Origin of the sequence: Streptomyces sp. NPDC047028 (assembly GCF_040644095.1) — a bacterium.
Lineage (GTDB): Bacteria > Actinomycetota > Actinomycetes > Streptomycetales > Streptomycetaceae > Streptomyces.
This window is the reverse complement of sequence record NZ_JBEYVS010000013.1, coordinates 14,759-38,174: the sequence shown is the minus strand read 5'-3', so window position 1 is coordinate 38,174 and position 23,416 is coordinate 14,759. Positions and strand designations below refer to the sequence as shown.

At 72.4% G+C, this 23,416-nt stretch carries 18 protein-coding genes, 1 other RNA gene and 1 pseudogene; 6 read left to right on the top strand and 14 right to left on the bottom strand.

Translation table 11 applies throughout. The features are described 5' to 3' along the window. Positions 1 to 28: 28 nt before the first annotated feature. The 6 genes and pseudogenes from ABZ854_RS14155 to ABZ854_RS14130 form a co-directional block, all read right to left on the bottom strand. The gene (locus ABZ854_RS14155; protein WP_361209609.1) at positions 29 to 2,143 is read right to left on the bottom strand and encodes a DUF2075 domain-containing protein; all 2,115 of its coding nucleotides are present in this window, start codon (positions 2,141 to 2,143) and stop codon (positions 29 to 31) included. 175 nt (positions 2,144 to 2,318) lie between these two features. After that, entirely contained in the window at positions 2,319 to 4,229 is a 1,911-nt protein-coding gene (locus ABZ854_RS14150) for a DUF2075 domain-containing protein (protein WP_361209287.1), read from the bottom strand. Positions 4,230 to 4,447: 218 nt separating this feature from the next. Further along, positions 4,448 to 4,850, bottom strand: an RNA gene (gene rnpB / locus ABZ854_RS14145) — RNase P RNA component class A. 115 nt (positions 4,851 to 4,965) lie between these two features. After that, a pseudogene (locus ABZ854_RS14140) lies at positions 4,966 to 5,682 on the bottom strand (DMT family transporter); the annotation flags it as partial. Between the two features lie 82 nt (positions 5,683 to 5,764). Continuing rightward, entirely contained in the window at positions 5,765 to 6,589 is an 825-nt protein-coding gene (locus tag ABZ854_RS14135) for an AraC family transcriptional regulator (RefSeq protein ID WP_361209284.1), read from the bottom strand. A gap of 111 nt (positions 6,590 to 6,700) precedes the next feature. After that, the gene (locus ABZ854_RS14130; RefSeq protein WP_361209281.1) at positions 6,701 to 7,345 is read right to left on the bottom strand and encodes a TetR/AcrR family transcriptional regulator; all 645 of its coding nucleotides are present in this window, start codon (positions 7,343 to 7,345) and stop codon (positions 6,701 to 6,703) included. A gap of 59 nt (positions 7,346 to 7,404) precedes the next feature. Between ABZ854_RS14130 and ABZ854_RS14125 the strand changes: the two genes are divergently transcribed. Next, complete coding sequence (locus tag ABZ854_RS14125) at positions 7,405 to 8,973, top strand: FAD-dependent oxidoreductase (RefSeq protein WP_361209278.1); 1,569 nt, start codon at positions 7,405 to 7,407, stop codon at positions 8,971 to 8,973. A gap of 67 nt (positions 8,974 to 9,040) precedes the next feature. Here the strand turns inward: ABZ854_RS14125 and ABZ854_RS14120 are convergent, their stop codons facing one another. Continuing rightward, entirely contained in the window at positions 9,041 to 10,483 is a 1,443-nt protein-coding gene (locus tag ABZ854_RS14120; protein ID WP_361209275.1) for an RNB domain-containing ribonuclease, read from the bottom strand. 75 nt (positions 10,484 to 10,558) lie between these two features. Here ABZ854_RS14120 and yaaA point away from each other — a divergent pair, with 75 nt between their 5' ends. Both yaaA and eda read left to right on the top strand, forming a co-directional pair. Next, entirely contained in the window at positions 10,559 to 11,341 is a 783-nt protein-coding gene (gene yaaA / locus ABZ854_RS14115) for a peroxide stress protein YaaA (protein ID WP_361209272.1), read from the top strand. Positions 11,342 to 11,430: 89 nt separating this feature from the next. Beyond that, complete coding sequence (eda, locus tag ABZ854_RS14110) at positions 11,431 to 12,093, top strand: bifunctional 4-hydroxy-2-oxoglutarate aldolase/2-dehydro-3-deoxy-phosphogluconate aldolase (protein WP_361209269.1); 663 nt, start codon at positions 11,431 to 11,433, stop codon at positions 12,091 to 12,093. Here eda and ABZ854_RS14105 read toward each other — a convergent pair. Genes ABZ854_RS14105 through ABZ854_RS14095 form a run of 3 tightly spaced genes read right to left on the bottom strand, consistent with a single transcriptional unit; the run spans position 12,065 to position 15,339 of the window. Then, a complete protein-coding gene (locus ABZ854_RS14105) occupies positions 12,065 to 13,726 on the bottom strand; it encodes a bifunctional RNase H/acid phosphatase (protein ID WP_361209266.1) in 1,662 nt (553 codons plus the stop codon). The genes eda and ABZ854_RS14105 overlap by 29 nt on opposite strands. A 16-nt stretch (positions 13,727 to 13,742) precedes the next feature. Next, entirely contained in the window at positions 13,743 to 14,486 is a 744-nt protein-coding gene (locus ABZ854_RS14100) for a C4-type zinc ribbon domain-containing protein (RefSeq protein WP_361209606.1), read from the bottom strand. A gap of 10 nt (positions 14,487 to 14,496) precedes the next feature. Continuing rightward, a complete protein-coding gene (locus tag ABZ854_RS14095; RefSeq protein ID WP_361209263.1) occupies positions 14,497 to 15,339 on the bottom strand; it encodes a Nif3-like dinuclear metal center hexameric protein in 843 nt (280 codons plus the stop codon). Between the two features lie 185 nt (positions 15,340 to 15,524). Between ABZ854_RS14095 and ABZ854_RS14090 the strand changes: the two genes are divergently transcribed. Then, complete coding sequence (locus tag ABZ854_RS14090) at positions 15,525 to 16,748, top strand: hypothetical protein (protein ID WP_361209260.1); 1,224 nt, start codon at positions 15,525 to 15,527, stop codon at positions 16,746 to 16,748. Between the two features lie 94 nt (positions 16,749 to 16,842). Beyond that, positions 16,843 to 17,001, top strand: coding sequence for a hypothetical protein (locus tag ABZ854_RS14085; protein WP_361209257.1), 159 nt, complete (start codon positions 16,843 to 16,845; stop codon positions 16,999 to 17,001). Between the two features lie 72 nt (positions 17,002 to 17,073). Here the strand turns inward: ABZ854_RS14085 and ABZ854_RS14080 are convergent, their stop codons facing one another. From ABZ854_RS14080 to ABZ854_RS14070, 3 genes are all read right to left on the bottom strand, one after another. Continuing rightward, positions 17,074 to 18,015: a 3-oxoacyl-ACP reductase gene (locus tag ABZ854_RS14080; protein ID WP_361209254.1), complete on the bottom strand. Its 942-nt coding sequence runs from the start codon at positions 18,013 to 18,015 to the stop codon at positions 17,074 to 17,076. 73 nt (positions 18,016 to 18,088) lie between these two features. Then, positions 18,089 to 19,165, bottom strand: coding sequence for a Zn-dependent alcohol dehydrogenase (locus ABZ854_RS14075; protein WP_361209251.1), 1,077 nt, complete (start codon positions 19,163 to 19,165; stop codon positions 18,089 to 18,091). 69 nt (positions 19,166 to 19,234) lie between these two features. Further along, on the bottom strand, positions 19,235 to 20,110 hold the full coding sequence (locus ABZ854_RS14070) for a MaoC/PaaZ C-terminal domain-containing protein (RefSeq protein WP_361209248.1): 876 nt from the start codon (positions 20,108 to 20,110) through the stop codon (positions 19,235 to 19,237). A 327-nt stretch (positions 20,111 to 20,437) separates the two neighbouring features. Here ABZ854_RS14070 and ABZ854_RS14065 point away from each other — a divergent pair, with 327 nt between their 5' ends. Beyond that, positions 20,438 to 21,763 (top strand): sensor histidine kinase, encoded by a 1,326-nt coding sequence (locus ABZ854_RS14065; protein ID WP_361209245.1) that lies wholly within the window; start codon positions 20,438 to 20,440, stop codon positions 21,761 to 21,763. Here ABZ854_RS14065 and ABZ854_RS14060 read toward each other — a convergent pair. After that, positions 21,741 to 23,273, bottom strand: a complete 1,533-nt coding sequence (locus ABZ854_RS14060; protein WP_361209603.1) for an alpha-L-arabinofuranosidase B — start codon at positions 23,271 to 23,273, stop codon at positions 21,741 to 21,743. The genes ABZ854_RS14065 and ABZ854_RS14060 overlap by 23 nt on opposite strands. Positions 23,274 to 23,416 lie beyond the last annotated feature (143 nt).

The following is a 23,416-nucleotide window of genomic DNA, read 5'->3' as shown; positions in this document are numbered from 1 at the left end:
CCCGCCACGCTTCGCACCGGCCCCCGCCTCAGAAGAGGTACAGCTCTCCGGGCGGAGCGTCCTTCTTCTGTCGCTTCCTGCGGCGGCGTCCTCGGGCAGGACGGGGCAGATGCGGTTGCCGCGCCTGCTCCGGCAGGTTCTCCCAGGTGGGTCGCAGACCGTGGATCGCGACATCACCGACGAGGCTCTTCAGGTACTCCCGGGTCTCCTCGTCGGTGGAGTAGAGCACGGTCGCCCGGCTCGCCCTGGTCATGAGCACGTGGTACGCGTGCCGGACTAGGCGGGCGAACTCGTCGTCACCCACGCTCTTCGGCTTCACTTTGGGGTCGAGGGACCCCGGAACGGCGACGCGTTTGACGCCCGCCTCCTTGTCGGCCCGCTCCTTGCCCCGACGGAAGACCCAACGGTCGCCCCGACGCACCATGTCCTCGCCCATGATCACGCCGCACCAGTCCCACTCCAGGCCCTGCGCGGTGTACACACAGCCGATCTGGCCGAGGCCGTTCTCGTGCACGGACCAGATCTTGGACGGCGGGACGGTCTTGTTCTCGCAGAAGGAATCACTGTCCGCGTTCCACGGCCGATGCCACTCACCGATCCGGACGTCGGGTTCGAGCCGCTTCTCCTTGCCCAGTGGTTTCGTCCAGGGCCAGCAGTATCCGGCGACCATGCGCGCGGAGGCTCCCGCCCCGGCCTCGGTACGGATGATCCGCTCGAGTTCCTCGGGGGTTTCCACGACCTCGACGTGCATCAGCCCGTCCGGGGTCCACAACTCCGGCTCCGTCCCCGACACCCCCAGCGCGCCCCGCACCCAGCGGATGTACGCGTCGCTGCCGCCACACCGGAACTGTTCCCGCAGGCTGTAGCGGACCAGCTGGGCGCCGTAGCGGCGTGCCGCGTCCTCCACGAGATCGACGGTGCCGACCTCCTGCGGGCGCACGGACTGGCCTTCGTCGAGGAAGAACACCGTCAGACGGGAGGCTTCGAGGAGTTCGTCCACCTGTGGTTTCGTACCCCAGTCCTCGGGCTTCCAGAAGCGGTTGGTGGAGCGCTCGCGCAGGCGGTGGGCCTCGTCGCAGATCAGGACGTCCAGGGGCGGGTCGGGCCGAGTGACGAAGTTGCTGAAGTAGGTGAACGTCTCCTTGAACTCCCGGTCGCCGTAGCCGACATGTTCCTGGAGGGCGCCGTTGAACGCCCTGCTGCCGCTCGCGTACTTGACCGTCCGGCCATCGGCCTCCAGCTCAGCCTTGAGCTGGAGGCCGATGGCGCTCTTACCCGTGCCGGCGCCGCCCGTGACCAGGTAGATCACCCGTCGCTCGTCGGGGAGGAGCGCAGGCTGCCGGGGATCGGGAAGCACCTTGGCAGCCGTGTCGAGGATCTGGTCCGCGACCTTCTTCTGGCGGCCGCGGAGGGTGAAGACCGTGTCCTCACCGCTGGAGCGGATCATGGCGTCGAGCAGCGGTGTGTTGCGCAGGCCCATGCTCCGTAACAGGATCTCGGCCGCCGAGTCGGCACCGTCGGCCGCGAAGCTGCTCCTCAGGTCCGACAGCAGCTGCGCGCGGCGATCGCTGGTGTATACGCGGGCGTAGGAACCGGTCGGTGCGTCCACCCCGACCAGCGGCAACACGGAGGCGTCGGTGGCGTTGTGCAGATAGGCGAAGCCGCCGCATTCGAAGTCCAGTCCGTGCAGCGGCCCTCTGGAACTCGTGAACGCGTCGTAGTATTCGCGAAGTTGCAGGGCGGGATGCTTCTTTTCCCCCATGCCGGGAACATGCACCAACTCCGCGGTGGCCCGCTCCACGCGGGTCACCGTCGACCACCGCTTCAGCTCGACGAGCTGGACGGACAGCCCGTTCTCCTCCGGATGATGGCCCACGAGGACGACGTCGATGAGACGCGGGGCCCCGGCGCGGTCCGTCTCGTCGAGCGTGGCCGCGCACTCGACGACCATTTCGACGTTCCCGCGGTCGGCCGCGACCAGATCCTCGGCGAGATGCACCAGACTCTCCGCCCAGGCGGAGCGCTCGCTCAACGAAGCGTCCGTGCTGAGGAAGTGCTTCCACCGCGCGGCGAGATGGGGCACCATGCGGCGTCTTGAGTTCAGGTTCAGCAGATCTCTCGCTGCCAGTTTCAGCAGGAGCATGGACACGAGGTGGTCCCCCAGGGCACGAGTGACTCGTGCGGGTGGGGGCATGTCCCGTGGGGAAGCCCGTCGGGCCGCAATGACGTCTGGGATCTTAGGGAGTGACGTCCCGGCCTGGCGCACAGGACGCGGCGGTCGGCTGGAAGCACGGAGATCATGGCCGGATCTCGCGGGCTCAGCGCCGCAGAAGGGGCTCCTCGTTCGTAGTGGGACGCGGCTCGGGTCGGCCGGGCACCAGTCGCCGGAGTCGTTCCCTGGTCTCGGGATCGGTCGAGTAGACGATCGTGCCGACCATGCCCCGAGTCAGCAGCACCTTGTACGTGTTCCGAATGAGACGGTCCACGTCGGTGTCCGATACCGACCTCTTGAAGACGGGGTCCTTCGACGCAGTGCGATCCGTGATCCATCGGTCACCCCGCCAGACCAGGTCCGGGCCGATGATGACGCCGGACCAGTCGTACTCGAACCCCTGCGCGGTGTAGACGCAGCCGATCTGGCCGAATCCCGCGGGGTCCGTCGCCCACAGCGCGGACGGGGGCGCCCCGGAGACCGACCGGTCCCCGCGCAGGTTCCACGGACGGGCCCATCCGCCGATGACGACGTCGGGTGGCAGCGGCTCTCCGGGCTTCGGCTCGGGCGACCACCGCCAGCAGTAGCCCGCGGACATCCGGGCACCGTATTTCTCCGCGCGGCGGGCGTCGAGGAACGCCTCCAGTTCCTCAGGGCTGTCGGCGACCAACAGTTGCATGCGGTCGTCGGGCTCCCACACGACCGGTCCTCCGGGCTCAAGTCCGAGGAGACGGACCACCCAGCGCAGGTAGGCGTCGCTGCCTCCGCAGCGGAACTGGCTGTCCAAGGGCACGACATGGCAGTCGATGCCCCGTCTGGCCGCGGCCTCACGGATTTCGCCCACGGTGCCCATCTCGCCGGGCCGCACCACCTGATGCTCGTCGAGGAAGAAGACCGGCACGTGGGCGACGTCGATGAGCTCGTCGATCTGGGCCTTGCCGGTCCGCAGCGCAGCGCGGGTGTAGCGGTTCGCCGAGGTCTCCCGGATGCGATGCGCCTCGTCGCAGATCAGTGCGCCCAGAGTGTTCTTCTCCGTGGTCATGAAGCTGTTGAAGTACTTGAAGAGATCCTGGACTTCTCGTTTCCGGGAGCCGGCCACCTTGCGCATCGTCTTGGTGAACGACTGTGAGCCGGTCGCATGGACCGTGGCCACGCCCCTGCGGTACAGCTCGCCGAGCAGTTGGAGCGCGATGACGCTCTTCCCGGTACCGGGGCCGCCGGTGACGATGACGACCTCCTTGTGGTCGGAGCGCTTCGCCCTCTCCACTGCATTGAGCACCATGCGGTAGGCCACCTGCTGCTGGTCGAGGAGGACGAACTGCTGCCGCTCCCGCACTTCCTGGGAGGCCACCGACATCAGTTGCTTCGACGGCACAGTGGCGCCCCCGAGCAGTTCGTCGGCCGCATGAGCACCGGGATGCTTGTCGCTCAGGCGCGACTGGAGGTAGTCCAGGAACGCACCGCGACGCTCACCGGTGAAGAGCAGCCCCCGAGCGTCGCGCTCGATCTCCCGCAGTCCCGCCACCCCGAACTCGGTGGCGTTGTGCAGGAAGGCGACTCCCTGGATGCGCTCTCCGTGTTCCGCCACCGCACCGTTGAAGCCGACCAGGTAGTCGCGGTACCGCCGCACCTGTTCGATCGGATTGAGCACGGGGTTCGCGTAGGCGTCGACATGGCACAGGGTGGGGTCTTCCTCGTGCGGCAGCGCCTGGCTCCACTGCTTCAGCTCCACCACGACGTACGACGGCCCTCCCGTGACCGGGTGCACTCCGGCGAGAACGGCGTCGGCACGCTTGCTGTTCAGCGGGAGCGCGTACTCCAGCATGACCTCCACGTCGCGCAATCCGGCGTCGTTGAGTGCGTCGGCCAGGACGGGGATACTGCGTTCCCAGGAACGCATCTCCGAGGCGCCGGGCCGGTAGCCGTGCATATGGACGAACTTGTCGGCGAGGTGCAGGAACAGCGAACCGTCGAGTGCCATGACGGCGACCGTTTTCGCGGACGCGCGGAACAGCAAGGCCTTCCCCCAGGCAGCACGAAGAGACTCGTGCGGGTGGGGGCATGTCCTTCGATACTCCAGCGGGGTGGAGCGGAAGCCCGTCGGGCCGCGTTGACGATGTGGTCGAGGGTACCTCGCGGAGCGCTTCGCGCCGCCCAGCGCGGCAGCCTCCGACGGCCGGAAAGGGCCTCCGACGCACGTCAGGGGCCGATAGCGGGCAAAGCCGCAGGTAGCGGCAGACGAGTCGGGCTGTACGCCGGGTTCTGTTCCCCGGGGTCCTCGCGGACGCCGGGGCGACGGCCATCCATCTAGGGCCGGTGTTGCCACCGGCCTCGTGCGGTCTACCCGCGGACTCGGGCGGGCAGCCCTCGAGCGTCCGCGCAGAAACACCGGGGTGTTTCCTTTTGACCTTGCTCCGGGTGGGGTTTACCTAGCTGCCCAGGTCGCCCTGGGCACTGGTGGTCTCTTACACCACCGTTTCACCCTTACCGAGGACCGAAGTCTCCGGCGGTCTGTTTTCTGTGGCACTGTCCCGCGGGTCACCCCGGGTGGCCGTTAGCCATCACCCTGCCCTGTGGAGCCCGGACGTTCCTCGGGGAGTCCCTCAAGGGGATTCCACGCGGCCGTCCGCCCGGCTCGTCTGCCGTGTGGACCATGGTACCGGGCGTCCGCGCCTGGTCGGTGCGGCGGCGGTCGCGAGGACCGAGCCGGCCAGGATGAGGGCGAACGCGGCCAGCACGGGGAGGGTGAGGCTCTCGTTCAGGAAGAGGGCGCCTGCCGCGACGGCGACCGCCGGGTTGACGTACGTGATCACCGTCGCCCGCGTCGGACCCGTCTCCTTGATCAGCTCCAGGAACGCCACGAACGCGACCGCCGTGCAGATCACGCCCAGGCCGGCCAGTGCGGCCAGGACCGAGGGAGAGGGGACGGACGCCGGGCGGGTGAGGGCCGCCGCGGGCGCGTAGACCAGGGCCGCCAGGGTCAGGCAGGCCGCGGTGAGGTGCAGGGACGGGACGTCCTTCAGGCTGCGCGCGGCTATGAGGGGGGCCGTCGCGTAGCCCACCACCGTCAGGAAGACCTCGAAGAGGGAGCGGGTGTCACCGCCCGTGAGGTGCGGGAGGGTGAGGACCGTGACGCCCGCGAGGCCCAGGGACAGGCCCGTGACACGGCGGGGGCCCAGGCGCTCCGTCTGGCCGAAGAAGCGGGCGACGAGGACTCCGACGATCGGTACGCCCGCGATCAGCAGGCCCGACGTCGAGCTGGACAGGTGCCGTTCCGCGTCGGTCAGGGTGAACCAGGGGACCATGATCTCCAGGCACGCGAAGGCCAGCAGGGGGCGCCAGTGGGTGCGGACCGTGGTGCCGAGGCCGCCCTGGCGGAGCGCGAAGGGGAGGAGCAGGGCCGCGCCCAGCGCGCAGCGCGTGAACACCACCACGGGCGGGGACACCGAGTCCACCGCCACCTTGATCATCAGGTAGGGGATCCCCCAGATCACTCCCATCAGGGAGAACAGGAACCAGCCGCGTGCAGTCATACGGCGAGTTTCGGACAGGTCAGCGGCGTGAGTCTTGAACGCTGTTGCGGTACGCCGCCGGCGTCACCCCGAGCACCCGGCGGAACCAGCGGGTCAGATGGGCCTGGTCCGCGAAGCCCACGAGGGGGGCGACCTCGGCGGGGCGCAGTCCGGCCGCCAGCAGCTCCCGCGCCCTGGCGACCCGGTGCTGGGCGAGCCAGGCGTACGGCGGTATGCCCATGGTCGTACGGAAGGCCCGCAGGAGTTGGTAGCGGGACAGGCCCAGGTCCGCCGCGAGGAGCGCGAGGGACGGGGGCGCCGTCAGTTCGTCCGCCAGGCGGTCGCGGACGGTGCGGGCTATCGCCCCGGCGCCGGGAATGAGGTCGGGCGCCGAACGGGCCGTGGAGTGGCGGCGGGCCAGGGCGGTCAGCAGCCAGGGCAGGCGGGACTCCGCCTCCAACGGGTCGGGGCAGGCGCTGAGTTCGGTGTGGGCGCGGCACAGGGCGGCGGTCAGCTCGGGGTCGTCGAGGAGGGGTTCGCGGAAGTGCGGGAGGCCGCCGAGGGTGCCGTCGGTCAGGAGGGACGGGTCGGCGTACAGGGCGCGGTAGGCGTAGCCGTCGGTGGCGTTCTGGGGGCCGCCGGTGTGCATCTCGCCGGGGTCGAGCACGACGATCGAGCCGGGTCCGGTGCGGATGTGGCCGCCCCGGTAGTCGATGATCTCGGAGCCGCCGACGCAGACGCCGATCGTGTACTCGTCGTGGGCGTGCGGGGCGTAGGTGTGGCGGCGGAAGTTCGCGGTGAGCAGGTCGAGCGGGGGGCCGCAGCGGCCCAGCCGGGCCCTCGTCCACAGCGCCTGTTCTGCCATGGGCACCCCCTTCTTCGTACGGCCCACCGAGTGAAGCCCGTAAGTCGCGTACGAGGTGCAACGCCTGGCGGGGGCACTTCCATGCCCGTGGGCTCGCACGGGTCGGCCGGCCTACCCCGTCATCCGCTCCAGTGCGTCGAACGCCGACCCCAGTCGCGCCCGGTGGTCCTCGGCCACCTCCTCCACCGGGTCCCCGGCGGACAGGCGGCGCAGGGAGGCGGTGACCACCGTGCGGTACGCGGCGACCGTGAGGGCGGCGAGGAGGGCGGGGTCGGTCGCCGGCAGGCCGGGGTCTGCGGCCGCCGCTTCGGTGAGGGCCGCGGCCAGGGCCGTCTCGACCTCGTCGAGGCCCTCGCGGCCGCGGGCCCGCAGCGCGGGTGACGCGGCGACGGTCCGCCAGAACGGCGGGAGCGTCTCCCCCACCCCGCCCAGCGGGTGCCGTTCGTCGAGGAGGCGGAGGGTGAGGCGGCGCAGGGCGGCGAGCGGGGGTTCGCCCTGCGCCCGGTCGCGTACGGCGCCGGCGAACAGGTCGGCGGCCTCGGGGATGCGGTCGAGGAACAGGTCTTCCTTGCGCGGGAAGTAGTTGAAGACGGTCATGGTGGAGACCCCGGCGGCCCTGGCCACCTCCGCCACGGTCACCTGGTCGAAGCCGTGCTCGCGGAACAGGAGCGTGGCGATGTCCGAGATCCGCTGCCGGGTCTGTCTCTTCTTGCGCTCGCGCAGGGACAGCGGCTCCTGGGGCGGGGACGCATCCATGGGGGGACGATAGCCCGGAAGTGTAGCCACTCAAAAGTTTTAGTGACTACATTGCTGACGTGACGGATTATGACGTGGTGGTGGCCGGTGCGGGGCCGGTGGGGCTCTTCCTCGCGTGCGAACTGCGGCTCGGCGGGGCGCGAGTGCTGGCCGTGGAGCGGCTCACCGAGGTGGACGAGACGATCAAGGCCGGCTCGGTCAACGTGCCGAGCGCGGTGTCGTTCTACCGGCGCGGACTGCTGCCGGAGCTGAACGCCGTGTGGGAGGCGGCGCTGGAGCACCTGCGCGCCTTCAAGGACCGCCAGGGAGAGAAGGGCCAACCCGCCCGCCTGCCGGCGAAGTTCCTCGGCCACTTCGCCGGGATCATGATGGGCGCCGACCTGTTCGACGGCTCCGACCCCGCCTGGGCCGACCTCGGCCCCGCCCGTGAGGCCGGCCTCGTCGTGCCGCAGGCCGAGCTGGAGCGGATCCTGGGCCGCCGGGCCGCCGCGCTGGGCGTCGAGGTGCGCCGGGGCGTGGAGGTGACCGGCTTCGAGGCGGACGACGACGGGGTGACCGTACGCACGAGCAGGGGCCCGGTGCGGGCCGGCTGGCTGGTCGGCTGCGACGGCGGCCGGAGCACGGTCCGCAAGCTCGCCGGGTTCGGCTTCCCCGGCACCGACCCGGAGATCACCGGCTACCAGGCGATCGTCGAGATGACCGGGGACGAGCGGCTCCTGCCGGGCTGGAACACCACGGACGTGGGGACGTATGTCCACGGTCCCTTCCCCGGCCGCATCCTCACCGTGGAGTTCGACGGGCCCCCGGCCGACCGGTCCGCGGCGGTCACCGCGGAGGAGTTGGAGGCGAGCCTGCGCCGGGTGACGGGGGTGCCCGAGGTGAGCGTCGAGAAGGTCGTCTCGGCGACGCGGTTCACGGACAACGCCCGCCAGGTCACCGAGTACCGCCGGGGCCGGGTGCTGCTCGCCGGGGACGCGGCCCATGTGCACTCGCCGTTCGGCGGGCAGGGGCTCAACCTCGGCATCGGCGACGCGATGAACCTCGGCTGGAAGCTCGCCGCCGTGGTGGCCGGGCGGGCACCGGAGACACTGCTCGACAGCTACACCGCCGAACGGCATCCCATCGGTGCCTGGGTGCTCGACTGGACCCGCGCGCAGATCGCGGTGATGCGGCCCGACCCGCACGCCCGCGCCCTGCGCCGGGTGATGACCGACCTGGCGCACACCACGGACGGCACCACCCACCTGGTCACGCGGATCTCGGGCATCTGGCAGCACTACGACCTCCCCGGCGGCCACCCGCTCACCGGCCGCAGCGCCCCCGACCTCGCCCTGGCCGACGGTACCCGGCTCGGCGACCACCTGCACACCGGCCGCGCCCTGCTGCTCGACCTCACCGACGACAGCGCCCTGCGCGCCCGCGCCGAGGCGTACGCCGACCGGCTGGACGTCCGCACCGTCGCCTGCCCGGAACGGCCCGGTCTCGCCGCCCTGTTCGTCCGCCCGGACGGCTTCGTGGCCTGGGCGGCGGACGCCACGGAGGGCCAGGGCGCCACGGAGGCGCCTGCGGAGTTGGGCGATGCCCTACGCCAGTGGCTGGGCGACCGGGACCCCGTCGGCGCCCCCTGACCCCCGACCACCACTGGCCGACACGAGAGGGGCCGGGTGTCGGCCGCCGCTCTGCGCCGCAGCCGCCTCACGCGGGTGCGAACAGGATCTTCGCCGTGCCCGGGTCCGCCCGGGTGAGGCGGACCCGCAGGCGCCCGCCGAGCGGCAGGTGCTCGCCCTCGATACGGCCGATGACCGCCGGTGAGTCCAGCTGGACGGTGCCGACGGTCGGCTGATGGTCGGAGAGTTCGACCACGCAGCCGTCGAAGACCTCCCCCACCCGGTCCTTGAGCAGGGCGGCCTCGACGATGTCGACGCAGTCCCGTTCGACCGTGCCCGCGCGCCGGGCGCCGTCGGCCATCTCGTGCGGCAGGGCGGGGAGCGCGGCGAGCACCCAGTCGGGCGGGGCCTGCCCGGCGACGGCGGCGAGGCAGATCTCGGAGGCGTAGCGGTCGACGAGACGGCGCAGCGGTGCCGTGCAGTGGGCGTAGGGGGCGGCGACGGCGGAGTGGGTGGTGATGCCGGGCAGGACGCCGTCCCGGAAGACGGTGTAGCCGGCGCCGCGCAGGAGGGTGGTGCACTCCTGGAGGAAGGCCGCGTGATTCGGGCGGTGCGGGTCGAGGCCGCGGATGAGGCCCGCGTACGACAGGTGGTGCGGCCAGTCGACGTGCAGGGCGACGGCGGTACGGCGCAGCCGGGCGACGGCGCCGTCCGGGGCGACCGGGAGGGTGCGCAGGACGCCGGTGCCGTGGGCCAGCATCAGGTCGGCGGCGGCCATGCCGGTGAGCAGGGAGAGCTGGGCGTTCCAGCCCTCGGCGGGCAGCGGGGCGCGGTAGGCGAGGCGGTAGGTGTGGTCCTGCTCGGTGATCTCCTGCTCGGGCACGTTCAGGGAGATGCCGCCGCGTTCGACCTCCAGCCGCTCGCGGGCCTCGCCGATCTCCTTGAGGAGGGCGAGCGGTTCCTCGGCCCGGCCGCTGTCGATCCGCTCCTGCACGGTCGCGTAGTCCAGCCGGGCGCGGCTGCGGACCAGGGCCCGGCGTACGTCGACGGCGCCGGTCCGGCCGTCCGCGTCCAGGTCGATCGTCCACAGCACCGCCGGGCGGACGCCGTCCGGGAGCAGGCTCGCGGCGCCCTCGCTGAGCACGGCGGGGTGCAGCGGGACGCGTTCGTCGGGGAAGTAGAGGGTGTTCACCCGGCGGTGCGTCTCGGCGTCGAGGGGGCCGTCGGCCGCGACGAAGGCGGCGACGTCGGCGATGGCGTACCGGACGCGGTAGCCGGTGCCGTGGCGGGAGAGGTGGGTGGCCTGGTCGAGGTCGGTGGAGCCGGACGGGTCGAGGGTGAAGAAGGGGAGGTCGGTGACGTCGTGGGAGTCGTGGGAGGTGAGGGCGGGTGCCTTCGCCGAGTGCTCGGCCTCGGCCTGCGCGTCGGCGGGGAAGGTCTCCGGGACACCGAGGTCGGCGCGGAGCGCGGTGAGGGCGGCCCTGAGGGGGGCCTCGGGGGCACCGGTCACGCGGATGGGGCGGCGGGGCATACACCCGAGCGTAGGTCGGGGGCGGGTGGCCGGCACCCCGTACCCTGGCGCTGAGCCGAAGAGAAGGAGTACCTGGTGCTGGTCCTGCTGCCGCCCTCGGAAGGCAAGGCGCCCTCCGGGAAGGGCGCCCCGCTGAAGCCCGAGTCGCTGTCCCTGCCGGGGCTTTCGGCCGCGCGGGAGGCCGTGCTCGACGAACTGGTCGAGCTGTGCGCCGGCGACGAGGAGAAGGCACGCGAGGTGCTGGGGCTGAGCGAGGGGCTGCGCGGCGAGGTCGCGAAGAACACCGGGCTCCGGACGGCCGGGGCGCGGCCCGCCGGGGAGATCTACACCGGTGTCCTGTACGACGCCCTCGGCCTGGCCTCGCTGGACGCGGCGGCGAAGCGGCGGGCGGCGGGCTCGCTGCTGGTCTTCTCGGGGCTGTGGGGGGCGGTGCGGGTCACGGACCGTATCCCCTCCTACCGCTGCTCGATGGGCGTGAAGCTGCCCGGGCTCGGCGCGCTGGCCGGGCACTGGCGGGCGCCGATGGCCGAGGTGCTGCCGGAGGCGGCGGGCGGCGGGCTGGTGCTGGACCTGCGGTCGGCCGCGTACGCGGCGGCGTGGAAGCCGAAGGGCGAGGTCGCCGGCCGGGCCGCGACCGTGCGGGTGCTGCACGCGCCGACGCGGAAGGTCGTCAGTCACTTCAACAAGGCGACGAAGGGCCGGATCGTACGGAGCCTGCTGTCGGCCGGGACCGCGCCGAAGAGGCCGGCGGAGCTGGTGGAGGCGCTGCGGGACCTGGGGTACGTGGTGGAGGCGGAGGCGCCGGGCAGAGCGGGGAAGCCGTGGGCGCTGGATGTGCTGGTGGACGAGATCCACTGAGGGCGCACCCGCCGGGAGTACATCGGCGGGGCATTGCAATATGTGCAACGTTCGTTGCGGGTGATGCAGCGGCTCGGCACGATGAGGGCATGACGCCCTCCCCTTCGGCTGCCTCCGTGCTGGATCTCGCGCCTGTCGTGCCCGTGGTGGTCGTGTCCGACGCCTCCCGGGCCGTACCGCTGGCACGGGCGCTGGTGGCCGGCGGGCTGCCCGCGATCGAGGTGACGCTGCGGACCCCGGCCGCGCCGGACGCGATCCGGGCGATCGCCGAGGAGGTACCGGACGCGGTGGTCGGCGCGGGGACGGTCCTCACCCCCGAGCAGGTGACGCGGTGCGTGGACGCCGGGGCGCGGTTCCTGGTCAGCCCGGGGTGGACGGACGCGCTGCTGGCGGCGATGCGGGGGGCCGGGGTGCCGTTCCTGCCGGGGGTGTCGACCGCTTCGGAGGTGGTCGCGCTGCTGGAGCGCGGGGTGCGCGAGATGAAGTTCTTCCCGGCGCAGGCGGCGGGCGGAACGGCGTATCTGACGTCACTGGCCGGACCGCTGCCGCAGGCCCGCTTCTGCCCGACGGGCGGGATCGGGCCTGCGACCGCACCCGACTACCTGGCGCTGCCCAACGTGGGGTGTGTGGGCGGGAGTTGGATGGTGCCGCCGGACGCCGTCGCCGCCGGGGACTGGGGGCGCGTGGAGGCACTGGCGCGGGCGTCCGCGGCGCTGCGCTCGCCTAGGCGCGCAGGTGGGACGTGTCGTTGAAGAGCCGTACGCTCGCGTTGCCGTCCGCGTAGTAGGCCACGGCCGAGAGGGAGGCCGCCGAGAGTTCCATGCGGAACAGGGACTTGAGTGGGGCACCCAGGGCGAGCTGGATGAGGGTCTTGACCGGGGTGACGTGCGTGACCAGGAGGACCGTGCGGCCGGCGTGGGCCGCGATCAGGCGGTCGCGGGCGGCGGCGATGCGGACGGCCGTCTCGGCGAAGCTCTCGCCGCCGCCGGTGGGGTGGGCCTCCGGGTCGGCGAGCCAGGCGGTGAGGTCGTCGGGGTGGCGGGTGTGGACCTCGCCGAAGGTGAGGCCCTCCCAGGCGCCGAAGTCCGTTTCCCTGAGGCCCTCGTCCGTCTCCACGTCCAGGCCGAGGCGGGCGGCGACGATGCGGGCGGTCTCCTGGGTGCGGGCGAGCGGGGAGGCGACGACGGCCTGGATCGTGCCACGGGCGGCGAGGGCGGTGGCGGAACGGTGGGCCTGGTCGCGGCCGGCGTCGGAGAGGGAGGGGTTGGTGCCGCCGCTGCCGGAGAAGCGTTTCTGGGGGGTGAGGGGGGTTTCGCCGTGGCGGAGGAGGACGAGGGTGGTGGGGGCGCCGAGGTCTGGGGCTTTGGACCAACCCCGGCTGGACTGGTTCGGGGCGGGGTTCTGCTGGGCCGGGGTGAGCTGGTGCCGGGTGGCCGGTGCGGGGTTCTGCTGGGCCGGGGTGGGCTGGTGCCGGGTGGTCGGTGCGGGGTTCTGCTGGGCCGGGGTGGGCTGGTGCGGGTCGGTCGGGGCGGGGTTCTGCTGGGCCGGGGTGGTCTGGTGCGGGTCGGTCGGGGGCGATGGGTGCTGCTCGCCGAGAGGTGCCGCTGCGCCCACCCGTGCCGCCCCAGCGGCACGATTGCCCGCAGCTGGCGGGGGTGGGGGGGCCTGCTCGGCGGCGGCACTGGCCGCGGCTGGCGGGGGCGGGGTGGGCGACCCGGCGGCACTGGCCGCGGCTGGCGGGGGCGGGGGCGGGGGAGCCTGCTCGGCGGCGGCACTGGCCGCAGCTGGCGGGGGTGGGGTGGGCGACCCGGCGGCGCTGCCCGCAGCTGGCGGGAGTGGAGGGGCCTGCTCGGCGGCACTGGCCGCAGCTGGCGGGGGTGGGGTGGGCGACTCGGCGGCACTGGCCGCAGCTGGCGGGAGTGGGGCGGAGGACCCGGCGGCACGGCTGCCCGCGGCTGCGGCGTCGTCGCTGCCGGCCGCGAGGCCCGCGTCCATCGCCTTGTTGGCCAGGCGGTCCGCGTGGGTGTTCTGGGCTCGGGGGATCCACTCGTAGGTGACGTGGGTCGGGGGGTGGGCGGCGCGGGCCTGGGTGGCCAGGGGCTTCATGTCGGGGTGTTTGATCTTCCAGCGGCCCGACATCTGCTCGACGACCAGCTTGGAGTCCATGCGGACGTGGACGCGGGCCGTGGGGTCCAGGGCGTGGGCGGTACTCAGACCCGCGAGGAGGCCGCGGTACTCGGCGACGTTGTTGGTGACGACGCCGAGGTACTCGGCGGCCTCCGCCAGGGTCTCCCCCGTCGCCGCGTCGATCACGACCGCGCCGTAGCCGGCGGGCCCGGGGTTGCCCCGTGACCCGCCGTCGGCCTCGACGATGAACTCCCGCACCGGCCCGGGCCCCCGGCTACAGACCCGACTCGGCCGTGCGCACCAGGATGCGGCGGCAGTTCTCGCAGCGGACCACGGTGTCGGGCGCGGCCGAGCGGATCTCGTTCAGCTCGGTGATCGCCAGCTCCTGGCGGCAGCCCTGGCAGGTGCGCTGGTACAGCTTGGCCGCGCCGATGCCGCCCTGCTGCTCGCGCAGTTTGTCGTACAGCTTGAGCAGATCCGCGGGCACGGAGCCCGCGATGACCTCGCGCTCCTTGGTGACCGACGCGGCCTCGGCGTCGAGTTCCTCGAACGCCGCGTCCCGGCGGCCGGTCGCGTCGTCGATCTTCGACTGTACGGAGCCGACCCGCTCGGTCAGCTCGGTGACCCGCTCCTGCGCGCCCTCGCGGCGCTCCATGACCTCCAGGACGACGTCCTCCAGGTCGCCCTGCCGCTTGGCGAGGGAGGCGATCTCGTGCTGGAGGTTGGACAGGTCCTTCGGAGAGGTGACGGCGCCGGAGTCCAGACGCTGCTGGTCGCGGGTGGCGCGCCGGCGCACCTGGTCCACGTCCTGCTCGGCCTTGGTCTGCTCGCGGGCGCAGTCGCTCTCCTCGGTCTGCGCGGCCACGAGCAGGTCGCGCAGCTGCGTGAGGTCCTTGGTCAGCGACTCGATCTCGACGTGCTCGGGCAGCGACTTCCGCTTGTGCGCGAGCTGCTGCAGGCGGACGTCGAGGGCCTGGACGTCGAGGAGTCGGATCTGGTCGGCGGGCGCGGCGTTCAGTTGGGGGCTCCTACTGGTTGTCGGTGGCGGTGGACGCCGCGTGGGCGGTCCAGGGGTCGGTGACCGTCTTGGAGACGTGGACCCTGAGGTCCCAGCCGTGGCGGTCGGAGATCTCGTCGAGCTGGCTCGCGGCCAGCTCGCACCAGGGCCACTCGGTGGCCCAGTGCGCCGCGTCGAGCAGCGCGAGGGGGCTGTGGGCCATCGCCTCGGAGGCGGGGTGGTGGCGCAGGTCGGCGGTGAGGAAGGCGTCCACGCCGGCCGCGCGGACGTGGTCGAAGAGGCTGTCGCCGGAGCCGCCGCTGACGGCGACCGTGCGGACGAGCGCCTCGGGGTCCCCGGCCACCCGGATGCCCTGGGCGGTGGTGGGCAGCCGCTCGGCGGCGCGGGCGGCCAGCTCGCGCACGGTGAGCGGGTGGTCCAGCTCGCAGACGCGGCCGAGGCCCCGGCAGCCGGCCGGGTCGGTGGGGTCCGGCACGAGCGGTCGTACGACGCGGAGGTCGAGCGCTCCGGCGAGGGCGTCCGAGACGCCGGGGTCGGCGGTGTCGGCGTTGGTGTGGGCGACGTGCAGCGCGATGTCGTTCTTGATCAGCGTGTGCACGACCCGGCCCTTGAAGGTGGACGCCGCCACGGTCGTCGTACCGCGCAGGTAGAGCGGGTGGTGGGTGACGAGCAGGTCGGCGCCGAGCTTCACCGCCTCGTCGACGATCTCCTGTACGGGGTCCACGGCGAAGAGGACGCGGGTGACCTCCTGGTCGGGGTCGCCCACGACGGTGCCGACCGCGTCCCAGGACTCGGCCCGCTCGGCGGGCCACAGGTTCTCCAGCGCGGCGATGACTTCAGACAGACGGGGCACGGGCCAAGGCTACCTGGCTGTCCTGCGGTGCCGAACCGCGTCCGGCGTACCGGTCCGGCTCAGCACACCGGCCCCCACACCCTCAGCTGAATCGCTTCTGCACCACCCGTATGTGTGAAGTGGGGACGGCCGGTCCCACGCCCGTGCGTACGAAAACTAGCTTCGTCGCCGGAGGTGACCGAACCATGACGGCCTGTGCGATCGAACCCCCGTCAGTGGCTCCCGACGACGGTGCGCCGGAGGCCGGGTGCGCCATCACGGCGGACGGCGCGTACGGCGCCCGCCTCGCCCGGGACGGCGACTCCTGGTTCCCGGAGCGCTGGACCCTGGACGGCCCGGAGCCGTACGCGGTGCCGCTACCCGGCAACCAGCCCGAGGAGCCCGGCACCGAGGTGCAGCCGATGGGCGACGGCCGGGTGCTCATCCACCGGCTGGTGGCGCAGCGGCACGCCTTCTTCCTGCTGTACCCGACCGGGCCCGGCACCGGCGAGCTGCCGCTGGGCGCGGTCAAGTGCCCGGAGCCCGGCACCCGGCTGACGCTGCTGCCCCCGGCCCCGGACGGCACGCGGGCCTACGCCCTCGCCGTGGGCCCGCGGACCACGGCGCTGTGGCTGGTGGCGGGCGGCGCCTTCGGGCCGGAGCGGCTGACCGAGGTGCCGGGGCACTGTTCGGGCGGGGTGTGGCTGGACCGCGCCGGGCGGATGCTCGCGCTGGACCGGGAGCTGGGCGGCCGGACCAAGACCGTGGTGCTGGACCTGGAGCGCGGCGGGGAACTCTCGCCCCTGCTCCAGATCGCGGCCGGCAGCGACGACCGGCTGCTGCTCGCCGATCCCGACAGCGGGCTGCTGCTCATCTCCTCGGACGCGCCGTCCCCGGGACGGGAACGGCTCGGCTGGGGGGTGCTCGGCAGCACGCTGCCGGTGCGCTTCCCGGAGAGCCTGCGCGTCCCGGACTGCGCGGTCACGCCGTTCGCGATCCAGCCGGGGCAGGTGCTGATGCCGGAGAGCTGTTCGGTGGCGCTGCGGATCGACGGGCCGTTCGGCAGCTGGGTCGGCGTGTGGCGGCCGGCCGGGGGGCGGGTGCGTCATCTTCCGGCACCCGACGGCTGGTTGACGGGGACGGGGCTGTGGACGCGGGAGGGGGTGCTGCGGTTGCCGTACGCCACGGAGGAGGTGCGGTGTGGTGTGGCGGAGGTGGAGGTGCCTCGCGGTGCGGCGGAGTTGACGGCGCCGACCACGGGGGCAGGTGACGTGGGGGCGGCATCCGGGAAGGCCGACGCGTCCGGCGCTTCCCCGGCACCGGCCCCCGACGTGTCCGAAAGGCCGGCGGACAGGGAATCGCCGGGGCCCGCCGCGAGGCGTCCCGTGCCGTTGCAGCAGGCGCCGTTGGGGGGACTTGTAACGAAGTAGCACCGGTCGGCGTGCCCGCCTGGATTCGGCCCAAGGTGTGCCGGTTACACTCGCCCGGCTGTAAGAGATCATGTTGACGGGGTGAATTCTTCCGATGAGCGACACCAGCACGACACAACCGCTGTCTGCCGGCTCTTCCGAGGTGGACGGCCACGGCCGGCACCGGGGCCCGGTCGCGGCCCAGGACGACGAGTCGAGCCCGCGCGGCCGGCACCGCAAGCCTGCGGACGACAGGGCCGAGGCGGCTGTCTGACGGTCGTACAGGTCATGCATGAGGGGGCGCCCGCCGGTCGGCGGACGCCCCCTCACCTGTGTCACCCCGGGGTCACTCCCGCTTGAGTGCGAGGACCTCGGCGGCGGCGAACGTCTCCCCCGGCGGCCTGTCCGCGTAGTGCGGGGTGAGCAGCGCGTCGAGTTCGTCGTAGCCGAACGTCTCCTGCTTGCTGTCGAACTTCGCCCGCACCCGAGGTCGTTCGACGATCGCGACCATGCCTCCGTGGACGACGAGCAGCTGGCCGTTGATCCGGGCGGCGGCCGGTGAGGCCAGGTAGCCGACGAGCGGGGCGACGTGTTCGGGGGCGAGCGGGTCCAGGCGGCCCTCGTCCGGTTCCTGGAAGCCCGCGAAGACGTCCTCGGTCATCCGGGTGCGGGCGCGCGGGCAGATCGCGTTGGCGGTGACGCCGTACTTGGCGAGGGCGAGCGCGGTGGAGGTGGTGAGGCCGACGATCCCGCCTTTCGCGGCCGCGTAGTTGGGCTGTCCGGCGGAGCCCGCGAGGAACGCCTCCGAGGAGGTGTTCACGATCCGGCCGTACACCGGCGCCCCGGTCGCCTTGGACCGCTCCCGCCAGTGCGCGGCCGCGAAGTGGGTGGTGTTGAAGTGGCCCTTGAGGTGGACGCGGATCACCGTGTCCCACTCGTCCTCGGTCATGGAGAAGATCATGCGGTCGCGCAGGATGCCCGCGTTGTTGACGAGGATGTCGAGCGTGCCGTACTCGCCGATCGCCAACCCGACGAGTTCCCTGGCCTGTTGGTGGTCGGCTATGTCACCGGTGTGGGCGACCGCCCGGCCGCCGGCCGCGCGGATCTCGGCGGCGACCTCCTCGGCGGGACCGGCGGAGGCGGCGCCGGAACCGTCCCGGCCGGGCTGTCCGTAGTCGTTGACGACGACGGACGCGCCGAGCCGGGCGAGTTCCAGCGCCTCGGCCCGGCCGAGGCCGCGCCCCGCGCCGGTGACGACGGCGGACAGCCCTTCGAGCGGCAGTGTCATGGCAGGTGTCTGTGTCGTGGCAGGCGCCCGTGTCATGGCAGGTTTCCGTGTCATGGCAGGTGTCCGTCCGTCGTCAGATCTCGATGCAGGTGCGCAGGGCCGTGCCGGTGCGCATCTGGTCCAGTGCCTCGTTGATCTCCGCCAGCGGGACCCGGTGGGTGATCAGGCCTTCCAGGTCGATGCGGCCGGCCCGCCACAGGGCGATCGTGCGCTCGTAGGAGCGCAGCACGTCGCCGCCGCCGTACATGGAGGGCAGGATGCGCTTCTCGTCGAAGAACAGCTCGAACATGTTGAGCTGGAGGTGGTCGTCCATGGCGCCGGCGCCGACGACGACGAGGGTGCCGCCGCGCCGGGTGTGCTCGTAGGCGGTGCGGGCAGTGGCGGAGCGGCCGACGACCTCGAAGACGTAGTCGAAGCCCTCGCCGCCGGTGACCTGCTGCTTGGCGTCGGCCAGTTCCTCGGGGGCGACGGCCTTCGTGGCGCCGAACCTCAGGGCGGACGCGCGCCGGGAGGCGACCGGGTCGACGGCGACGATCTCGGCGGCACCCCTGAGCCTGGCCCCCTGCACGGCGGAGATGCCGACGCCGCCGCAGCCGATCACCGCGACCGACGAACCGGCCTCCACATCTGCGGTGTTGAGGGCGGCGCCGAGTCCGGTGGTGACGCCGCAGCCGATGAGGGCGGCGATGTCGAAGGGCACGTCGTCGGGGATGGGCACGGCGCAGCCCGCGTCGACGACGACCTCCTCGGCGAAGGTGCCGGTGCCCGCGAAGCCGAACAGGTCGCCGCCGGAACGCTTGAAGTTCGGGGTGCCGGCGTTCATGAAGCCGGCCAGGCACAGCTCGGTCTGGCCGCGTTTGCAGGCGGGGCAGGCGCCGCAGGCGGGCAGCCAGCACAGGACGACCCGGTCGCCGGGCTTCACATGGCTGACGTTCTCGCCGACGTCGATGATCTCGCCGGCGCCCTCGTGGCCGGGTACGAACGGGGCGGGCTGGGGCAGCACGCCGTTCATCGCTGACAGGTCCGAGTGGCACAGTCCGGTGGCCCGGATCCGGACCCGGACCCTGCCGGGGCCGAAGCCGACGGCCTCGACGTCGTCGTGGACCTCCAGCTTGTCCTGGCCGATCTCGTGCAGTACGGCTGCGCGCATGGTGCGGCTCCCCTCACGGGCTTCTCAGGTACAGGCCTCTCGGGCGCGGGCCTCTCGGGCGCGGGCCTCTCAGGAGTGCTGAACGATGGTGTCGGCGAGGACCGGCGCGTCCTCCCGCTCGACGGCGCTCACGGTCACCTGGATCCGGCCGTCGCCCCGCCACATGCGGACGCGCAGGGTCTCTCCCGGGAACACGACCCCGGCGAACCGGGTGCTGTAGCTCCGCACGCGGGTCACGTCGCCGCCGAGGAGGGTGTCGACGACCGCCTTCAGGGTGATTCCGTAGGTGCACAGCCCGTGCAGGATGGGCTTGTCGAATCCGGCGAGCTTGGCGAACTCGGGGTCGGCGTGCAGGGGGTTGAGGTCGCCGGAGAGACGGTAGAGCAGGGCCTGGTCGGGGCGGACGGGCCGCTCGACGGTCCGGTCGGGCTCGCCGGTGGGCGGTTCGGGCCGGGCGGAGGGTCCGCGGTCGCCGCCCCAGCCGCCCTCGCCGCGTACGAAGATCTGCGCGTCGTTGGTCCACAGGGGACCCTCGGCGTCGGCGACCTCGGTGCGCATCACGAGGACGGCGGCCTTGCCCTTGTCGTACACGGCGGCGATGCGGCCGGTGGCGGTGGCGGTACCCGCGGCCGGCAGGGGCCGGTGGATCGTGAGGGTCTGACCGCCGTGCAGCACCTTGGCGAGGTCGACTTCCACGCCGGGCATGGACAGGCCGCTGATCACCCCGGGCGAGCCGGAGCCGGCGACGGTGGCGAAGCTCGGCAGCACGTGCAGCCGGGACTCCAGGGTGTAGCGCAGCTCGTCGGGGTCGGTGGCCGGGCTGTCCTTGTCCGGGTCGGTGCCGGCGCCGATGCCGAGGTGGTAGAGCTGGACGTCCTTGGCGGTCCAGCCGATCCCACCGGTATGGGGCTCGGCGGCGAGGGCGGCGGCTGCGTCGATGGGCATGGAACTCCTGACGGGTCTCAAGACCTCGGTGCGGACGTCCGCACCGTCGGCCGCACCGAGGTCGCGCATGGTCGGATCTAGAACGGGTTCCAGTCCGGCGCCCTCTGTATAGCCGAGGGCTCGGCAGTTGTGAAGGCTCCTGACGTTGTGTCAGATCAGTTGGTGGGGGCGGGCGGGCCGGGCGGCACCCGTGACATTTGTCCCGCCCGGCCGCGTACATCCGCCTCTGCCGCGCGCGGGCCGCGCACTCCTAGCCTCGTGGGAGTTCGTACGCTGTGCTCTCGCACCGGCGCGGTGCGGGACCATCTGACCGGGGGACATTCCGACATGACGTGGTGGCGACGAGTGAAGGGCCAGGTCACGGCCTGGCAGGAGGCGCGGGCGCGCTGGCGCGAGGACATGGAGCGGTTCCGGGCGGCGCAGCGGGCCGCCCGGAAGAACGGCGAGATCCCCGCGGTGGACCATCCGGGCCCGCCGCCCACCGGGTTCGCCCTGCTGCCGTGGCTGCTGATGGTCTCCGGAGCGGTGTCCGACGTGCTGCAGGGCAAGGCGGCCGAGCCGTTGCTCGGCGGCCTCGGCCTGCTCGCCTTCGGCGTCCTGTACGTCTACATCACCTTCCGCACCTTCGACCGGAGCAAGCGCGAGGCGGCGCCCACCCGCGTGGCGCTGCTGCTGATGGCCGTGCTGACCACGGGTCTCGGTCTCGGCTACGGCGGCAACTGGCTGATGCTGTTCCCGCTGCTCGGCCTCGCCACGGGCGCCACGCTGCGCGGCCCCTGGCTGGGCAAAGTGGGCTTCCTGCTGGCCGTGTACGCGGGCCTGATCTCCGCCTACCACGACGGCTCCGACGGGGTGAACATCGCGTACGCCACGTTCCTGTCCAGCATGGTGACGGCCGCGATCCTCGGTCTGTCCGAGGCCGTACGGGAGCTGCGCGCGGCCCGGGAGGAGCTGGCCCGGAACGCGGTGGAGGAGGAGCGGCTGCGGTTCTCCCGCGATCTGCACGACCTGCTCGGGCACACCCTGTCGGTGATCGTGGTGAAGTCGGAGGCGGCCCGGCGGCTGGCCCCGCGGAACATGGACGCCGCGCTGTCGCAGATCGGCGACATCGAGTCGGTCGGGCGACAGGCCCTCACCGAGATCCGCGAGGCCGTGACCGGCTACCGCGAGGGCAGTCTGGCCACCGAGCTGACCCGGGCCCGCTCGGCGCTGTCGGCGGCCAGTGTGGAACCGGTGGTGCGTCAGTCGGGGACGCCGCTGACCCCGCAGACGGAGGCGCTGCTCGGCTGGGTGGTGCGCGAGGCGGTCACCAACGTGGTCCGGCACAGCGACGCCGGACGCTGCGAGATCACGGTCGAGAGCAGCGCCGGGCTGGTCCGGCTCACCGTCACCGACGACGGCAGCGGTACGGCCGTCGCCCCGCCCCGGGAGTCCGGCGGCATCGGCGGGACCGGCCTGAAGGGGCTGACCGAGCGCCTCGCGGCGGCGGGCGGCTCCCTCCGGGCCGGGCCGTCGCCGCGCGGCGGCTTCACCGTGACCGCCGAACTCCCGGTGGAACCGGCGGAGCAGCCGGCGTCCGGATCATCCGCATCGGCCGGATCAGTGGGATCGGCGGGATCGGCCGGTTCGGCTACGGCGCCCAGGGTGAGCTGACGGACCACGTCACGTCGGCGGCCCAGGAGGCGGCGCTGTCCCAGGCGTTGGAGCCGCCGTCGCTCGCTATGTAGACGTTGTAGTCGTAGTGGCGCAGGTAGCGCGTCGGGTAGTTGTACGAGGCGAACGACGTGCCCGAGCCGTTCCTGCCGCTCTGCGGGCAGAACGTGGCGTCGGCCCTGAACTGGGCCGTGCCGTCCATGGGCTGCCGGGAGAGCTTGAAGTCGGAGTGGCGCAGGAAGTCGCCGGGGTAGTTCCGGGACTCGAAGGAGACACAGGAGCCGTCCGCGAGGCCGCGGCGGACGATCCAGGTGGCGTCGTTCCTGTCGAGGGCGGAACTGCCCGACGTCACCGGGGAGATGACGGCCGCGTCGTTCTGGTGCCGGACGTAGTCGCCGGTGCAGCAGGAGGTCGTCGCGCGCAGGGAGATCTCGGAGCCGGGGTTCAGGGTGCCGGTGGTGCCGGTCGGGCCGCCGTAGCCGGCGGAGACGATGTTCGCCTGGACGGCGTCGTCGGCGGCGTCCGTCGGGATGCCGGAGGTCATGACGCCCTCGAAGAAGGACCCGGTGGAGCCGTTGCTGTTGTCCCCGCCGGTGCCGAGGACGATGGCCCCCTCCTGGTGCATCGGCGCGTAGCCGCTCCGGGTCGGCTCACCTCCGGAATAGGTGGTGGTCAGTCCGCCCGACTGCGCATTTCCGTATTTCAGCGCGAAATGGTTCTGCCCGTTGTTCTTCAGGAGGGCTGTCACGAACGGGAGTGGTCCGGTGCCGGTGTTCGCGGTGTTCCTGCTGTAGCCGGCGTCGGACTGGAACAGCCCGTTCTCCAGGTCGGCCTGTACCCAGGGGCCCTTGCTGTAGCAGGGGGCGAACCAGCATTCGGTGCCGAAGTTGATGGCGTCCATGTGCCCGTTGCCGGTGTCCTTGTTGTTGGTCTCGGCGTTGCCGTAGTCGAAGCAGCAGCGGCCGTTGACGTGCGTGCCGGAGGTCACCATGTACATCCCCTCGGCCTGCCCGTTCACGGACACGCCCGAGGTGGAGTTGTCCCGGTAGCCCATGCCGGCGGAGATCTCCAGGCCGTAGACCCGGTGGCCGCCGACGGTCACCGGCAGCGCGTCGGCGGGCGCGGCGACGTCGGCCGCGCCGGCGCCGCCGGCGCCCTCGACGGTGAGGTCGTTGCGGCGGGGCGACTGGTCGTTTATCTCGGTGATGACGCAGGTCGTGCCGGAGCAGAAGGAGTCCTGCGCGGCCGCGTCGGCGTACCCGCCGGCCGTCAGCGGACCGATGTTCCTGGTGGCTCCGTCTGAGGCGCGCCGCACCTGGTAGAGGGGGCCGTCGTACGAGGAGTACAGCGCTCGCACGAGGCTGTGGGCGGCGGCGCACGGGGTGCCCGCGGCGCCGTAGACGTCACAGGGCAGTGAACCCGCGGCGGCCGCGGGCGGGGCGCCGGTGCCGAGGAGCAGCCCGGCGAGGGTGGCGCAGACGGCGAGGACGGAGAGCGCGGCGCTTCTCAGCGAGTGCGGGCGGAGCGTGAGCGGCGGGCGGGGGATTCCGGGGAACACGGGTCACCTCTGGTCTCTGATCTCTGGCCGAAATACCGGACAACGTTCGATCGAAATACCGAACTTCCTTCTTCGTCGAAATACCGAACGAATAC

What these genes read in the sequence shown, in the direction of transcription:
- ABZ854_RS14080 (WP_361209254.1), bottom strand. Translation starts at nt 18,015, where the DNA reads ATGACACTGCCGCTCGAAGGGCTGTCCGCCGTCGTCACCGGCGCGGGG.
- ABZ854_RS14075 (WP_361209251.1), bottom strand. Translation starts at nt 19,165, where the DNA reads ATGCGCGCAGCCGTACTGCACGAGATCGGCCAGGACAAGCTGGAGGTC.
- ABZ854_RS14120 (WP_361209275.1), bottom strand. Translation starts at nt 10,483, where the DNA reads ATGCCCCGCCGCCCCATCCGCGTGACCGGTGCCCCCGAGGCCCCCCTC.
- ABZ854_RS14155 (WP_361209609.1), bottom strand. Translation starts at nt 2,143, where the DNA reads ATGCTCCTGCTGAAACTGGCAGCGAGAGATCTGCTGAACCTGAACTCA.
- ABZ854_RS14085 (WP_361209257.1), top strand. Translation starts at nt 16,843, where the DNA reads ATGAGCGACACCAGCACGACACAACCGCTGTCTGCCGGCTCTTCCGAG.
- ABZ854_RS14135 (WP_361209284.1), bottom strand. Translation starts at nt 6,589, where the DNA reads ATGGCAGAACAGGCGCTGTGGACGAGGGCCCGGCTGGGCCGCTGCGGC.
- ABZ854_RS14090 (WP_361209260.1), top strand. Translation starts at nt 15,525, where the DNA reads ATGACGGCCTGTGCGATCGAACCCCCGTCAGTGGCTCCCGACGACGGT.
- ABZ854_RS14130 (WP_361209281.1), bottom strand. Translation starts at nt 7,345, where the DNA reads ATGGATGCGTCCCCGCCCCAGGAGCCGCTGTCCCTGCGCGAGCGCAAG.
- eda (WP_361209269.1), top strand. Translation starts at nt 11,431, where the DNA reads ATGACGCCCTCCCCTTCGGCTGCCTCCGTGCTGGATCTCGCGCCTGTC.
- ABZ854_RS14070 (WP_361209248.1), bottom strand. Translation starts at nt 20,110, where the DNA reads ATGCCCATCGACGCAGCCGCCGCCCTCGCCGCCGAGCCCCATACCGGT.
- ABZ854_RS14065 (WP_361209245.1), top strand. Translation starts at nt 20,438, where the DNA reads ATGACGTGGTGGCGACGAGTGAAGGGCCAGGTCACGGCCTGGCAGGAG.